The sequence below is a fragment of the Oleiphilus sp. HI0066 genome (genome assembly GCF_001635725.1).
The window spans coordinates 1-399 of the sequence record NZ_LWFH01001787.1 but is presented as its reverse complement, the minus strand read 5'-3'; the positions used below and the strand labels follow the sequence as shown (position 1 = coordinate 399).

General features: G+C 44.4%; 1 pseudogene. It reads right to left on the bottom strand.

The annotated features are described in order from the left end of the window. Nucleotides 1-183, bottom strand: a pseudogene (locus tag A3738_RS32235) (chorismate lyase); the annotation flags it as partial. Between the last annotated feature and the right edge of the window lie 216 nt (nt 184-399).

The following is a 399-nucleotide window of genomic DNA, read 5'->3' as shown; positions in this document are numbered from 1 at the left end:
CTCACTCATTGTTGGTTTCGCGTATTGCTGCGCCTTTACACGGACTTTAAAACTTCCGTTTGATGCTTGCTGCAATCGCTTTGTTAACGATCCAGCATCGAGTACCCACGATTGCCAAACCCGAGGAATAAAAGAAGAAGGTACACGCCGGTAGGAATGCCAATGAAAATGTTCGGTTTGCAATTTACACCTTGCTGATAGCAGAAGAAATGAGCACATTTTTATGGGCACTCACTAGGTCAGCGCAAAGTATAACGAAGGCCGCTTATATAAACCACGGATCTGATCAGCCATTGAGAGACTCGGAGATATCCGATACATTAGCCGACCATTGAATTCCTTCCAACAGAAACAAAGAGGAACACCATGAAAAAATGGCTTTGTGTAGTATGCGGCCTT